The 14,850-nt window shown below is 63.3% G+C and carries 10 protein-coding genes and 1 pseudogene; 5 read left to right on the forward strand and 6 right to left on the reverse strand.

Annotated features, from left to right (window positions below; translation table 11 throughout):
• The first annotated feature begins 27 nt into the window (after positions 1-27).
• Positions 28-2,082: a TonB-dependent receptor gene (locus ACP7BV_RS12615; RefSeq protein WP_426104173.1), complete on the forward strand. Its 2,055-nt coding sequence runs from the start codon at positions 28-30 to the stop codon at positions 2,080-2,082.
• On the opposite strand, the pseudogene ACP7BV_RS12620 reads toward ACP7BV_RS12615, so the two are convergent.
• The 4 genes and pseudogenes from ACP7BV_RS12620 to argH form a co-directional block, all read right to left on the reverse strand.
• Positions 2,031-2,300, reverse strand: a pseudogene (locus ACP7BV_RS12620) (M24 family metallopeptidase); the annotation flags it as partial. The gene ACP7BV_RS12615 and the pseudogene ACP7BV_RS12620 sit on opposite strands and share 52 nt — an antisense overlap.
• Before the next feature lie 141 nt (positions 2,301-2,441).
• Complete coding sequence (locus ACP7BV_RS12625; protein ID WP_426104174.1) at positions 2,442-4,178, reverse strand: TRAP transporter large permease; 1,737 nt, start codon at positions 4,176-4,178, stop codon at positions 2,442-2,444.
• A 10-nt stretch (positions 4,179-4,188) separates the two neighbouring features.
• Positions 4,189-4,761, reverse strand: a complete 573-nt coding sequence (locus tag ACP7BV_RS12630) for a TRAP transporter small permease subunit (protein ID WP_426104175.1) — start codon at positions 4,759-4,761, stop codon at positions 4,189-4,191.
• 60 nt (positions 4,762-4,821) lie between these two features.
• Positions 4,822-6,219 (reverse strand): argininosuccinate lyase, encoded by a 1,398-nt coding sequence (gene argH / locus ACP7BV_RS12635; protein ID WP_426104176.1) that lies wholly within the window; start codon positions 6,217-6,219, stop codon positions 4,822-4,824.
• A 211-nt stretch (positions 6,220-6,430) separates the two neighbouring features.
• On the opposite strand from argH, the gene ACP7BV_RS12640 reads away from it, so the two are divergent.
• Positions 6,431-6,865: a GNAT family N-acetyltransferase gene (locus ACP7BV_RS12640; protein WP_426104177.1), complete on the forward strand. Its 435-nt coding sequence runs from the start codon at positions 6,431-6,433 to the stop codon at positions 6,863-6,865.
• Positions 6,866-6,973: 108 nt separating this feature from the next.
• Here the strand turns inward: ACP7BV_RS12640 and ACP7BV_RS12645 are convergent, their stop codons facing one another.
• Positions 6,974-8,359, reverse strand: coding sequence for a YfcC family protein (locus ACP7BV_RS12645; RefSeq protein ID WP_426104178.1), 1,386 nt, complete (start codon positions 8,357-8,359; stop codon positions 6,974-6,976).
• Positions 8,359-9,477, reverse strand: coding sequence for a succinylglutamate desuccinylase/aspartoacylase family protein (locus tag ACP7BV_RS12650; protein WP_426104179.1), 1,119 nt, complete (start codon positions 9,475-9,477; stop codon positions 8,359-8,361). The genes ACP7BV_RS12645 and ACP7BV_RS12650 overlap by 1 nt, the downstream gene beginning before the upstream one ends.
• Before the next feature lie 206 nt (positions 9,478-9,683).
• Between ACP7BV_RS12650 and ACP7BV_RS12655 the strand changes: the two genes are divergently transcribed.
• The 3 genes from ACP7BV_RS12655 to ACP7BV_RS12665 are packed head-to-tail and all read left to right on the forward strand — an operon-like array spanning position 9,684 to position 14,766.
• Positions 9,684-10,679 carry a MurR/RpiR family transcriptional regulator gene (locus ACP7BV_RS12655; protein WP_426104180.1) on the forward strand — a complete coding sequence of 332 codons (996 nt, stop codon included), beginning with the start codon at positions 9,684-9,686 and terminating at the stop codon, positions 10,677-10,679.
• 4 nt (positions 10,680-10,683) lie between these two features.
• The gene (locus ACP7BV_RS12660; protein ID WP_426104181.1) at positions 10,684-13,416 is read left to right on the forward strand and encodes a TonB-dependent receptor; all 2,733 of its coding nucleotides are present in this window, start codon (positions 10,684-10,686) and stop codon (positions 13,414-13,416) included.
• A 12-nt stretch (positions 13,417-13,428) separates the two neighbouring features.
• The gene (locus ACP7BV_RS12665; RefSeq protein ID WP_426104182.1) at positions 13,429-14,766 is read left to right on the forward strand and encodes a cyanophycinase; all 1,338 of its coding nucleotides are present in this window, start codon (positions 13,429-13,431) and stop codon (positions 14,764-14,766) included.
• Positions 14,767-14,850 lie beyond the last annotated feature (84 nt).

Genomic DNA, 14,850 nt, shown 5'->3' on the forward strand with positions numbered 1-14,850 from the left:
CGTGCCGACGCGCTCAAGACACTGAGCATGATCGTCCTTGGCCTGGTCGCGCTGCCGGCGGCAACCCGTGCGCAAGAGCCGCCCGCCACGGTCACGGTGACAGCCAAGAAAGAGGCGGTCGTCAAAAAGCTCGACAAGACAGTGTATGACGCATCGAACATGCCGCGGGCGGCCAACGGTACGGCGCAAGACGTTTTGCAGTCGACACCTGGTTTGTCGGTGACGGTCGACGGGCAGATCTCGGTCAAGGGGAATGGCCAGGTCACGGTTTTGGTCGACGGCAAGCCAACGGCCATGTTGTCGGGTGACGGGCGGGCGGTGGCGCTGCAAACCATGAGCGGCGCCGACATCGCCAGCATCGAAGTCATCACCAATCCGTCCGCCGCCTATGCCAATGGCGGGGCAATTTTGAATATCGTCTTGAAGCGCAATCGCAAGCCGGGCGCGCACAGGCAGGTGCAGGCCAGCGCCGCCGACCAGGGCTTGTGGAATGTCAGCACTTCCGGCGACGTGACGCGCAAGGCGATGAGCGTGCATGGCAGCCTGGCGCTACGCCATGACGGCACGTTCAAAGTGCGCCGCTCGGCCGTCGGCTGGCATAATCGTCTCGACGGCCAGACCGGGCAAACGCTGCAGGCGTCGGAAGTGTTCGTGCGCCGCATCGTGCAAAGCGCGGTACTGGGCGTCGACTACACCCTGAGCGACACCGATAGCCTGAGCCTTTCGACGCGCTATAACCGGCGCCGCTCGCGCCCCCTGTTCGACGTGTTGAACGAAGAACGTACGGGTGCGGCCCAGAGCATTTTTCACCGCATTTCGCTTGGCCCCAACGAGCAGTCTGACGGCAGCGCCAGCCTCAGTTACAGCCGCCAGGACAGCGGTGCCGCGCTCAAGGCCACGCTCCAGCGTAGCGATACGCACGGGCTGATCGACAAGTCGTATCGCGACGTGTTCGTGCAACCTGTGCGCGCCACCGCCTACAGTCACGGCGCCACCAGGTCGGCGCGCCACCTGAGCGAAGCGAGCATCGACTGGAGCCGTCCATCGGAACACGGCCAGTGGGGCCTGGGCGTCGATATCCAGCGCCAGGGCGACGACATCGACAACTACCAGGGCGCAGTCGATCCTGCGACCGGGGCCGAGACGCCCGCGGCCGACACCACCAACGGCTACGCGGTGAGCACCACGCTGAGCGCGGTCTATCTGACCGACCAGATCAAACGCGGGCAATGGGAAGTGCTGCTGGGCGCCAGGGCCGAGCGCATGGCGCTGCGAGTCAGTCCCGCGCAGGGCAGCGTGCAAAACAGCGCGCAGACCAGCCATTGGCAGGCGTTCAATCCCAGCCTGAACCTGAAGTATGCCGTCAGCGACAGCACCGGTCTGACGCTTGGCTACCGGCGCAGTTTGCAAAGGCCCGATTCGCGCGACCTCAATCCGTTCAGCACCTACGTCGACGTGCAAAATATCAGCCGCGGCAATCCCCGCCTCAAGCCGCAGTTGCTCACCTCATGGGAAGCAGGCGCCGATGCCGCCCTGGAGCACTTGAGCGGCAGTGTGGGTGCCTTCTACCGCGCCAGCAGCGATACGGTCACCGATGCGCGCAGTTTTGCCGACCAGGTGCTGGTGACCTCCAAGCAAAATGGCGGGCGCGCGCGCTCGGCCGGCGTCACCGGGGCGGTGAATTGGAAGCGCGACGCAAAGCTGCAGGTGGGCCTGGACGGCGGCGCCTACCGCGTGATGCTGCAGACGCCCGACCTGCCCGGCCTGGTGCGCCAGGATCGTATCTCGACTTACATCAACGTCACGGCCACCTACAACGCGGGACCGGACGAGGTGTCGCTTGACGCGCATGGCCAGTCGGCGGGAATCACACCGCTCGGGCGCTATGGGGCCACCAGCAGTGTGAACCTGAGCTGGAAACACCGATTGACGAAGACGCTCAGCATGACGGTCAACGCCAGCGATATTTTCGACGGCAGCAAGCGCACCTATCAAACCGAATCGAGTACCTTTCGGCAGAGTGGCTTCGATCACTTCGTCGCGCGGCGCCTGTATGTGGGCTTGGTGCAAAAGACCGAGTGAGCGGCGAGCCCGAACCGGGCGTCAATGCGGTGCGCCGGCTCTGTGAACCACTTCGGCCCCGTCGCCGTCATGTAAAAATGGTCTTCGTGGCGGATCCCGAATTGCCCCGGAATGCAGATCATCGGCTCATTCGAAAAGCACATGCCCACTTCCAGCGGCGTGCTGTCGCTGCCCACCAGGTAAGGCCACTCATGAATATCCATCCCGATGCCATGCCCCGTGCGGTGGGGAAGTGGCGGACTTTATCGCGCGCGCGCACCGCATGGTCGAAAGCGAACGGCTTCGGGGCGGGCTACAAACTGCCGGGCCTGCAGCACCTGCCCTGCCCATCGTGGCGCCGCCTATGCGCATGCTGTTCCTTATTTTTTCGGGTCGGCGTCGGTCGAGAAATGCAGCGCCGGCGTCGTGTCTTCTTCCTTCTTTGCTTCCGGCTTGGCCTGGTCCGGCGTGGCTTGCCCATCAGTGGAAAAATTCAGTTCCGACGTGCTGTCCGTGTCGTCTTTTACCGCGTCAGGCTCGGCCAGCGGCGCATCGATTTTCAGTTCCAGCTTTTCTTCCATGTCGACCGCTTTTTCGACCGACACAATGCGCGGATAGGCGATGATCAGCGCCACCATGATGACCTGGATGCAGACAAAGGGAATCGCGCCCCAGTAGATGTCCGACGTCTTGACTTCCTTGGGCGCCACCGAGCGCAGGTAGAACAGCGCAAAGCCGAATGGCGGATGCATGAATGAGGTCTGCATGTTCACGCCGAGCAGCACGCCGAACCAGATCAGGTCGATGCCCAGCTTGTGCGCCACGGGACCGACCAGCGGCACCAGGATGAAGGCCAACTCGAAAAAATCGAGAAAAAAGGCGAGCAGGAAGAACATCACGTTGACGACAATCAGAAAGCCCGTTTGGCCGCCCGGCAGGCTGGTCAGCAAGTGCTCGACCCACAGGTCACCGCTCACGCCGCGAAACACCAGCGCGAACACGGTCGAACCGATCAGGATGAACATCACAAAGCACGACAGGCGCGTGGTGTGGCCGAGCGCCTGCTTGAGGAGCGCAAAGTCGAGCCGGCGGTTGGCCATCGCCATCAGCAGCGCGCCCATGGCGCCCATGCCGCCGCCTTCGGTCGGGGTGGCGATGCCGACGAAAATCGTCCCCAGCACCAGGAAAATAAGCGTGAGCGGGGGCACCAGCACGAACACGACTTTTTCAGCCATGACCGACAACAGCCCCAATGTGAATTTGCGATTGGCCAGCGCGAACACGAACACGCTGACGATGCCCACGGCGGCCGAGTAGATGCCCAGTTTGTCGCTCGCCAGGTCAGCGTGGCTGGCGCCCCACAGGTGGGCGAACGCGAAGGACACGCCGATGGCGCCGGCAATGAGCACCAGCAGCGAACCGATGCCGCTGTCGCCGTTGGGCTGGCGCAGGTTGCGCGCTTCGAGCGGCAGTGCCGGCATGTGCTTGGGCTTGAAAATCGACAGCGCCAGCACGTAGCCGGCGTACATTGCGGTCAGCATCAGGCCGGGCAGGAAGGCGGCGCGGTACATGTCGCCCACCGAGCGGCCCAGCTGGTCGGCCATCACGATCAGCACCAGCGAAGGCGGAATGATCTGGGCCAGCGTGCCGGAGGCGGCAATCACGCCGGACGCCAGGCGCTTGTCGTAACCATAGCGCAGCATCACGGGCAGCGAAATCAAACCCATCGAAATGACCGAGGCGGCCACCACGCCGGTGGTGGCGGCCAGCAGCGCACCGACAAAAATGACGGCATAGGCCACGCCGCCGCGCACGGGGCCGAACAGCTGTCCGATGGTGTCGAGCAGGTCCTCGGCCATCCCCGACCTTTCCAGGATCAAGCCCATGAAGGTGAAAAAGGGGATCGCCAGCAGCGTGTCGTTGGCCATGATGCCAAAAATCCGGTTGGGCAGCGCCTGCAGCAGTTCCGGCTTGAGCAGCCCGAGTTCGATCCCGACCAGGCCGAAGAACAGGCCGTTGGCGGCCAGCGAAAACGCGACCGGAAAACCGGACAGCAGGAAAATGACGAGCGCGCCGAACATGATGGGCGCGATATTCGCAATGAGGAAGTGTTCCATGATCGAAGGCTCAGTCGAGATTGTTGGCGGCTTTGATCGCGTCGATCTCGTCCTGTGGCGTGGAAACGTGCTTGGCGAATTCGTGGCCGTCGCTGCGGCCGGTCAGAAAAGCGATGCGCTTGATGATCTCCGACAGGCCCTGCAGCACCAGCAGCAAAAAGCCCAGCGGCACCAGCAGCTTGGCCGGCCAGACGATCAAGCCGCCCGCGTTGCTCGACATTTCGGCGCTGCGCAGGGAAATGAGCGCAAACGGAATGCCATGCCACAGGATCAAGAGGCACACCGGAATCAGGAACAGGAGAAAGCCCAGCAGGTCGATCCAGACTTGCGTGCGTTTTGAAAAGCGCCCGACGATGACGTCGATGCGCACATGCTCGTCGCGCCGCAAGGTGTAGGCCGACGCCAGCATGAAGATGGCGGCGTACAGGTACCACTGGATTTCGAGCCAGCCGTTGGAGCTGTAGTTAAAGGTGTAGCGCACCAGCGCGTTGCCGGCGCAGATGATGACGGCCCCCAGCAGCGCCCAGCCGACCAGGCCTGCGATTTTTTCGTTCAGGCCGTCGATCAGGCGTGAGAGTTTCATGAACATGTGCAGGAGTCTCCGTTATCTATTGTTTGAACTACGCGCCTGCGCCCTGCCGTTTTACTTCGCCAGCTGCTCCCTGACGCGCGCAATCGCCAGCTTCACCTGGCGCGGCGCGGTGCCGCCCACATGGTCGCGCGCGGCGACCGAGCCTTCGAGCGTGAGCACGGCGAACACATCGTCCTCGATCAGGCTGGAAAAATCGCGCAGGCGTTCGAGCGACATCTCCGACAGGTCGCACTTGGCGTCGTCGCAGGCGCGCACGGCGTGGGCCACCGCTTCGTGGGCGTCGCGAAATGGCAAGCCCTTCTTGACCAGGTAGTCGGCCAGGTCGGTGGCGGTGGCGTAGCCTTGCAGGGCGGCGGCGCGCATATTGTCCGGCTTGACGGTGATGCCCGAGGCCATGTCGGCGAAGATGCGCAGCGTGTCGACGACGGTGTCGACGGTGTCGAACAGCGGCTCCTTGTCTTCCTGGTTGTCCTTGTTGTAGGCCAGCGGCTGGCCCTTCATCAGCGTCAGCAGGCCCGTCAGGTGGCCATAGACGCGGCCGGTCTTGCCGCGCGCCAGTTCGGGCACATCCGGGTTTTTCTTTTGCGGCATGATCGACGAACCGGTGCAAAAGCGGTCGGCAATGTCGATAAAGCCCACGCGCGGACTCATCCAGATGATCAGCTCTTCGGACATGCGCGAGACGTGCATCATGATCAAGGCGGCCGCGGCGCAGAACTCAATGGCGAAATCGCGGTCTGACACTGCATCGAGCGAGTTGTGGCACACGTCGTCAAAACCAAGCGTGCGGGCAACGCGCTCGCGGTCGATCGGGAAGGTGGTGCCGGCCAGTGCGGCGGCGCCAAGGGGCAGGCGGTTGACGCGCTTGCGGGTATCGGCCATGCGTTCACAGTCGCGCCCGAACATTTCAACGTAGGCGAGCATATGGTGGCCAAACGTAATTGGCTGGGCAACCTGCATGTGGGTAAAGCCCGGCATGATGGTATCGGCGTGCTGTTCGGCAAGGTCGGTCAGCGCGCCGCGCAGGGCGTTCAGCAGTACCGTGATGTCGTCGATCGCGCCGCGCACGTACAGGCGGATATCGGTGGCGACCTGGTCGTTGCGCGAGCGGCCCGTATGCAGACGCTTGCCGGCGTCGCCCACCAGTTCGGTCAGGCGTTTTTCGATGTTCAGGTGCACGTCTTCCAGGTCGAGCAGCCAGGTAAAGGTGCCTGCGTCGATCTCACTTTTGATCTGGGCCATGCCGCGCTCGATTTCGGCGCGGTCAAAGTCGCTGATGATGCCCTGATCTTGCAGCATCTCGGCATGCGCCAGCGAACCCTGGATATCGAACAGGGCCAGGCGTTTGTCGAAAAATACCGAAGCGGTGTAGCGCTTGACGAGGTCGGAGACGGGTTCGGAGAAGCGGGCGGACCAGGCTTCGGCCTTTTTGGAAAATTGTGAGGTCATGTGGGAGGTTCCTTATATTTACCTGATTATAAACAAGGTAAGAGTGAGGCGTACAATTGCTCCGGCACCTTGGTGACTTGGTCGATCGTCAGCCGGTCTGCAATGCGGGCGAAAAACATTCGAAAATATTTATCCAAAAATCGTACAAGGGAACGTTGGTGTCTCCGCGTTCAACGTTAGAATTGCTTCTTTCAGCAGGATCCGAGCAGCCATGGCCAGTGTGTCGAATTTCCAGATCAGTACCGACCGGACGGAGCTTGACGTTCCGCTCATTTACCGTTTTCTGAGCGAGCAGTCGACTTGGGCTGTGGGCATTACCCGCGCCCTGGTGGATCGGTCGATTGAAAATTCCCTATGTTTCGGCGGCTACGTCGACGGTCGCCAGGTGGCGTTTGCGCGCGTGGTGACCGACTACGCCACTTTTGGCAACCTGGTCGACATGTTCGTCATTCCCGAGTATCGGGGGCGCGGCTACAGCGCCGAGATCATGAAGGCCGTGATCTCCCATCCCAGCCTGAAGGGCTTGCGGCGCCTGACGCTGGCCACTGGCGACGCGCATGGCCTGTACGAAAAATTCGGCTTTACGGCGCCGCAGCGCCCCGAAACGCTCATGGAACGCTACTTCCCGAACATGTACCTCAGCTAGCCCCCCGCCCGGCAATTCGCCGGCCTCACTGCCCCACATCCAAAGTCCCGGCAACGATCAGTCCGCAATTTCACACATAATCTCACCCGGGGTAAGATTTCTTTGGCTCTATTGCCAGTTCATCAGGCAGGGGGGGATGAGCAGCAGCAGCGCCAGGACGAAGTACAGTGCCTGCAGCGGTATCATCCACTTGAACCAGGTTATCCAGGGGATGCGCGCCAGCGCCAGCACGCCGATCGTCACCCCCGAGGTGGGAATCGCCGGCAGTGTCAGCTCGCCGAACTGGAACGCCAAAATGGCGGTCTGGCGCGTCACGCCCACCAGGTCGGCCAGCGGCGCCATGATCGGCATCGTCAACGCAGCCTGCCCGGTGCCCGAGTGGACGAAAAAATTGATCACGGTCTGGATCAGAAACATTTTCTGCGCGGCGAACACCGGACTGGACGACTGCACCAGCGGCATCAGCGAATGCAGCATGGTGTCGATGATGTGCGCCTCGCGTGCCAGGATCAGCGTGCCGCGCGCCAGCGCGATCACCAGCGCCGTGGTCACCAGGTCGCGCGCGCCATGGATGAAGGCGTCGACAAAAGCGTCGCTGTCGAGCCGCCCGACAATGCCGACCACGATCGCCATCCCCATGAACAGCGCGGCAATCTGCGCGATATCCCACTTGAACTGCACCACGCCGACCACCATCGCCGTCATGAAACCCAGGAAGATGAACAACACGGCCGCGTGCTTGCCGGTCATGCCGGCAAAGTCGTCGAAACTGACGCTGTTTTGCTGGCGCCGCTCCTGATCCATCTCGAAAGTCGGGCTAAGCGATGGCTGGCGCTTGATGCGCGCCGCGTACCACATCAGGAACGCGATGGTTACGCCGGTGAAGATCAGCCACACGATGATCCGGTACCCCAACCCCGAAAACATTTCGATGCCCGAGATACCCTGCGCCACGCCGACATTGAAAGGGTTCAGGAACGCTGCCGCAAAACCGACCTGCGCGCTGACAAACGGGATCGATACGCCAACGATCGAATCGTAGCCAAGCGCCAGCGCCATGGGCACGAAAATGAGCACGAAGGGAATCGATTCTTCGCTCATGCCAAACGTGGCCCCGCCCAGCGAGAACATGGTCACGAACACCGGAATCATCATGCTGCGCACAAAGGCCGAATGCGTATGCGCGCGGGCCACGCTCTTGATCATCGAATCGATGGCGTCAGTGCGCTGCAGGACCGAAAAAGCGCCGCCGACAATGAGCACGAAGCCGATGATTTCGGCCGCCTCGATGAAGCCCTTGATGGGCGCCATCATCAGCTCCACCAAGCCTTGCGGGTTGCTGGCGATGTGATGGAAGGTGTTGGGATCGATGCGCGGTTTGCCGTCGACGATCAGCTTGTCGTACTGCCCGCCCGGCACCAGCCAGGTGGACAGGGCGATCATCGCCAGGATCAGGAACAGCAGGACAAAGGTATTGGGGAGGCGGATTTTCATTATTGGCTCAGCAGTTTGCCGGCGCGGAAAGCGACCTGGCCGGCGATTTTACCGACCGCCATCCCGCGCAGCAGGTGGCGGTGCGCGGTGCGGGCAAAGAACACGCCTTCAACCGTCGCTTTCAGCTCGGTCGTGGCGCCGCTCACCGGCTCGACCAGGTCGGCGATGATGTCGCCCGGCTGCACGCGCTCGCCCAGCGCCTTGCGAAACACCACGATGCCGGCGTGCGGCGCGGCGATCGGCTCCACGCCTTCGAGCGGCGTGGGGCCGCACACGGGAGCGGGCATCGGATCGGGCACGATGTCCAGCACGCCCGCATGCGCCAAAAAGTTGAGCAGGGCGCGCGCATCCTGCTTCGCATAGTCGTAATTGACGTCCATCTCGCCGCGCAGTTCCACCGTCACCGACAGGCAGGCCGGCGGGATCGGGAACGCCGGGCCGAAGTGCGCCGGCAAGTCCCACCACAGGCGGCTGCAGGCTTCGTCGAACGGTTCCTCGCCCGCCGCCAGCGCCAGCAGCAGCGCGTGCGCGCCCAGGTAGGCTGACAGCGGCGCGGCAGCCTGCGCCAGCGGAGTGCCGGCGTAGATATGCAGCACGGCCTCGTTATCGCAATGCAGGTCGAGCACGATGTCGGCATCGATCGCCATGCCCAGCAGCGTTTTCTTGAGCGTTTCGGCGTCGGTGGCCGGTGTCCAGCTGGCCACCGACTGGCGCGCGTGCGCGCGGATCAGTGCCACGTTGGCCGCGGCATCTTGCCCCAGGCTGCCCGCCAGCGACTGCTTCAAGTCGTCGGCCACGTGTTTGTAGGCGCGGTTGAAGTTGGTGCCGGTGCTCAGGTCAAAGCGGCCGAACGGCGCTCCGTGGATGGCCTGCGCCAGGCCGAGCGGATTGGCGGCCGGGACCAGGATGATCTCGCCCTTGATGCTGCCCGCAGCTTCGAGCGCGGCCAGTTCGGTGCGCAAAAACTGCGCCACCAGCATGCCGGGCACTTCATCGGCGTGCAGCGCGGCCTGGATGTAGACCTTCTTGCCGGCGCCCGGTGCGCCGTAGTGAAAGCTGGTGAGCTGGCTGGACATGCTGCTGCCCGGCGGTGATATCGCGTGTGTGTGTGATTGCATGATCAGGTAGGAGTTGCTGCGGTTGGCCGACAATGTGGCATGAATCGATTATGTCTCATTTTTTTCATGTCGTAAATAAATGCAAGAATATTTTCAAAAAGAAGTTGAGTTTTATTTTTTATGGCGGTACAGTCAATGTCATCTTGAAAATATTCATGAAAAAGACTCTTACAGGTTTTTTTTCAAACCAGCGCACAGGACCATCCATGAAGTCGACCCAGATTGCCAGTCCCCGCGATTATGCCTCGCCCGAGATCGGTTTTGCAGAATCTTCGCTCGGCGTCACGCTGCTCAAGGTGCTCTCCGAGGGTTCGGCCTCGAACCGCGCCATTGCCGACTACCTGCTGCGCAACCAGGTGCGCGTGACGGCGGTCGGCATCGAGGAGCTGGCCGAAAGCTGCCAAGTGTCGGCCGCCACCATCAGCCGCTTTGCGCGCGACATCGGCTTCAAGAATTACGCGGCGATGCGCAACGAGGTCGCCGCCACGCTGCAGTCGGTGCTGCAGCCGGTCGACAAGCTGCGCAACAATATCGCGCGCCGGCCCGGCGCCACCGCACCGGCGCTCGAAAGCCTGGAATACGCCAGCGCCAACGTCAAGGCGTGCAGCCAGGCGCTCGACTTGGCCGCACTGGAAAAAATCGTCACGGTACTGACCCGTGCGCGCGCCGTGTATGTGCTCGGCTTTGGCCTGTCGTCGCAACTGGCCGCCATGCTGGCGCTGCACCTGCAGCCGTTTTGCCAGCAAGTGATCGAAGTGGCGGGGCAGGGCGGCACCGAAGTCGCCGCCGGCCACCTGGCCAACATCACCGCCCACGACGCGCTGGTCGTGATCTCGTTTCCGCGCTACTCGCGCGACGTGATCCGGCTGGCCGAATTCGCCCGCCAGCGCGACGCCTGCGTGGTATCGATCACCGACTCGCCGGCGTCGGCGCTGGCCAAGGTAGCCAACCACGTGCTGTACGCCCAGAGCACCCATCCGGTGCTACCCAGCAGCGCGAGCGCGGCCATCGCCGTGATCGAAGCGCTGGTCGTTACGCTGATGGTCTCCAACCAGGACAACGTCGCCAAAGCCGCGCGCCTGACCGATGCCATTGCGGCCTGGCTGCAGGGCGCCGATGCAGATTTCAACAGCAGTACCGGTGGCGTCCGCCGCCGGCCCCCCGTTCGCACCAAGAAGACCATAAAAACCCCTCAGGAGTAACGACATGACCCAGCACTATAAAAAGCAGCCCGCCCGGACTGCTCTGGCCGCTGCATTGGCCGCCGCATTTGGTTTGTTCTCGCACGACGTGCTGGCGCAGGAGGAGGCGGCCAAGGTGCAGCGGGTCGAAATTACCGGTTCCTCGATCAAGCGCCTGGCCAGCGAGACCGCGCTGCCGGTGCAGACGATCCGGCGCGAAGACATTGAAAAAAGCGGCGTCACCACCGCCGCCGAACTGCTGAAAAACGTCAGCGCCAACACCGCGCCGCTGTCGGACGGCGCCAGTATCACCGACGGCACCTCCGGCCAGCGCGGCTTTAACGGCGCCAACCTGCGCGGCCTGGGCGTGTCGTCCACGCTGGTGCTGCTCAACGGCCGGCGCCTGGCCAACTTTGCCTCGCCCGGCGACAATGCCGGCGTTGACTTGAACAACATCCCGGCCGGCGCGATCCAGCGCGTCGAGATCCTCAAGGATGGCGCCTCGGCCATCTACGGGACCGACGCCATCGGCGGGGTGATCAACTTCATCACCCGCAAGGACTACCAGGGCGTGGACCTGAACGCGTCGGCTGCCGCCACCCAGCACGGCGGCGCTGGCAAGCGCACCGCCAGCATCAGCGGCGGCAAGGGCGACCTGTCCAAAGACCGCTTCAATGTCTTCGGCGTGCTCGACGTGCAGCAGCTCGATCCGCTGCGCTCGACCCAGCGCGGTTTTATCGCCGAACGCCCATTGGCAACCACGCTGCCGGCGCTCATGTCCAGTAACACCTATCCGGCCAACGTCGACGTTTCCGGCGCCCAGCGCAATGCACTGATCGCGTCCGGCGCCCTGCCGGCGGGCAGCACCCGCAACCGCGTCAATCCGAGCGCGCGAACCTGCAATGGCCCGGCCAGCGTGTACGCGCCGCAGGGCCCGGGCGGCCCGCTTGGCTGCAGCTACGACTACATGCAGGACACCGAGCTGTATCCTGAGTCGCGCAAGATCGGCTTCATCGGCCGCGCCACGTTCCAGGTCGCGCCGGATCACCAGGTATTCGCCGAAGTGGTGCAGTCGCAGGCGAACAGCCGCTACGTGCTCAGTTCCAACCCGATCCGCATCCGCAACCTGGCCGTCAACCGGCTGCCGCCTGCCTACGCCACGGCGCTCGGCGCGCCCGGCCTGCCGGCCACCGTCAGCGGGATTCGCTACCGCATGGAAGAAGCGGGCAACCGCACCAATGAAGTGACCAGCCGCGCGCAGCGCCTGGTGCTGGGCGCCTCGGGCGTGCTTGGCGGCTGGGACTACGACCTGGGCGTGAGCCGGGCCGAGAACCGCGCCACCGACAGCTATGTGGACGGCTACGTGCTGTTCGACCAGTTCGACGCCGGCGTGCGTTCGGGCTTGATCAACCCGTTCGGGCCTTCCGGCCAGACCGGCCGCGACCTGATCAACAGCATCAAGATCAATGACGACGCGCGCAAGTCGAAGGGCGTCTCGAGCGCCATCGACGGCAAGGTGTCAAAGTCGCTGATGGCGCTCGAAGGCGGCGACATGGCCATTGCCATCGGCGGCGAAGCGCGGCGCGAGAACACCACGTTCACGCCGTCGCCGCTGCTATTGTCGAACAATATCGCGGGCGACCGCAGCACCGGCTCGGCCGATCTGACGCCGACCGACGACAGCCGCAAGGTGTATTCCGTGTTCGCCGAGCTGAACGTGCCATTGACCCGCGCGCTCGAAATTCAACTGGCGCTGCGCCACGACGACTACAGCCAGGTCGGTTCCACCACCAACCCGAAAATCGGCATCCGCTGGCAGCCCTCCAAAACGGTACTGCTGCGCGCCTCGGCCAACACGGGCTTTCGCGCACCGTCGCTCGCTGACCTGAACCGGCCCACCACCTATGGCACCGCAGCGAGCTTCCTGACCGACCCGCAGTGCGTGAGCACGGGCCTGGACAAGATTGACGGCTGCACCGACCAGTGGCCAGTGGAGCGCCGCTCGAATCCGGATTTGAAGCCTGAAACGTCGCGCCAGTTCGCGCTGGGCGCGATGTGGGACGCTACCCGCCAGTTGAACCTGTCGCTCGACTACTGGAATATCGAAAAAAGGGATGTGATCAGCACCCTTGGCGAGCAGGTCATCGTCGACAGCCCCGCAAAATACAACGCCAAGTACATCGTGCGCGATGCTGATGGCTTCATTACCAACATCTTGCTGCAGAAGGAAAACCAGGGCCGCCTGAAAACCTCCGGCGTCGATGTCGGCGTCGATTACAAGAGCGCACCGGCGCCGATGGGCCGCTTCAGCGTTAACCTGAGCGGTACCCTGGTGCTAAAATACGACCGCCAGTTCGGGCCGCTCGAAGCGGACCGCAGCAACCTTGGCGTGTTCCTCAATGACCAGGTGATCCAGAAATGGCGCCACCGGATCAGTTTTGGCTTCGACCGCGGCCCCTTGAGCGCGACGCTGGCGAACCAGTATTCGTCGTCGTACCGCGACCAGAACACGACCTACGACCCGTCCAGCAATGCGCTGCTAGCGGCGCGCAGGGTCAAGGCGTATTCGCTGTGGGACCTGAGCGCCAGCTACGCTTTGAGCGGCGCGGTCAAGCTGCGGGCGGGCGTGCTCAACGTGCTTGACACGGCTCCGCCGTATTCTAATCAAGCATATTATTTCCTGGCCGGTTATGATCCTACCTATACCGACCCGCGCGGCCGCAGTGCGTTTGCGAGCGTGAATTACTCATTCAAATAGAGAGAAACACCGATGTTGAAAATGGCCCGCCAATCTGCACAGAGTGTATTAGTGGCGCTGGTGCTGGCCGCTCTGGCCGGCGTGGCGGGGGCGCAGGTAGCGGTTCCGGCGCCGGCGCCGGCCGCCGCGCCGGTGCAGCCGGAGATCAAGGCGCAGGACCAGGTCAAGGCAAGTAGCCCGGCCGAGGCCAAGGCGCCGGCCGGGGCGGCGGTGGCGCCGAAAGGCACGCTGGTGATCATTGGCGGTGGCCTGCGCGGCGAGAACGAACCGGTCTGGGAACGGATCGTCGAACTGGCCGGCGGCAAGGGCGCGCGCATTGCCGTCTTCGGCTCGGCCTCGGCCAATCCTGAACGCGCCGCCAGGCTCGATGTGGCGCGCCTCAATTTCTACGGCGCCGACGCCTTTGTGGTGCCGATCGCTGTCAAGCTTCCCAATACCGATTACCGCGCGCTGGCCAATGATGCGGCGCTTGCGGCGCAGGTCAGTTCCGCGGCGGGCGCGTATTTCGTCGGCGGCGACCAGGCCCGCATCACCGAAGCGCTGCGCAAACCGGACGGCAGCAGCACGCTGATGCTCGACGCCCTGTGGCAGCTGTACCGGCGCGGCGGCGTAATCGCCGGAACCAGCGCCGGCGCGGCGATCATGAGCAAGACCATGTTCTACAACGTCAGCTCGGTGCTGACCACGCTCAAGCGCGGCGTGGCCGACGGCATGGAGATGGCGCCGGGGATCGGCTTCATTGGCGACGACGTGTTCGTCGACCAGCACCTGCTGGTGCGCGGGCGCTTCGCGCGCATGCTGCCGGTGATGCTGGCCAAGGGTTACAAGACCGGGCTGGGGATCGACGAAAATACCGCCATGATCATCCATCCCAACCGCGACGTGGAAGTGCTGGGTTACAAGGGGGCGCTGCTGATCGACCTGCGCCATGCGAGCAGCGTGCCGGGTCCTTTCAATGTCAGCAACGCGCGTTTGAGCTATCTTGACAATGGCGACCGCTTCAACATTGCCAGCCACGTTTTTACACCAGGCGCGGACAAGCTTGGCGGTAAATTCGATCCGGCCAATCCGTACTACAAGGGGCCGTTGTTTACGGCCGATGTGCTGGGGCACACCACCATTGTCGACCTGATGACCAAGCTGCTTGACAGCGACCAGCCGGACGCCATCGGCATTGCCTTTGGCAGCCCGCGCGACTTGCAGGCGGACCTGGGCTTCGAGTTCAAGCTGAGCCGGATCAACGACAGCGTGGGGTATGCATCCACGGTGGCCGATGCGTATTCGGTGTATGACATTCGGCTGGACGTCAAGCCGATCAAGATTCAGCAGCCGTTTTACCAATACAGGTAACATCGGCGTTGTGCGGGGGCCGCCAAGTGCCCCGCGCTTCCGCCACATCGTCCCCGCGTGCGCGAGGACGATGTGGCGGGTGTT

Origin of the sequence: Massilia sp. TSP1-1-2, assembly GCF_049896185.1 — a bacterium.
Taxonomy (GTDB): Bacteria; Pseudomonadota; Gammaproteobacteria; order Burkholderiales; family Burkholderiaceae_D; genus Telluria_A.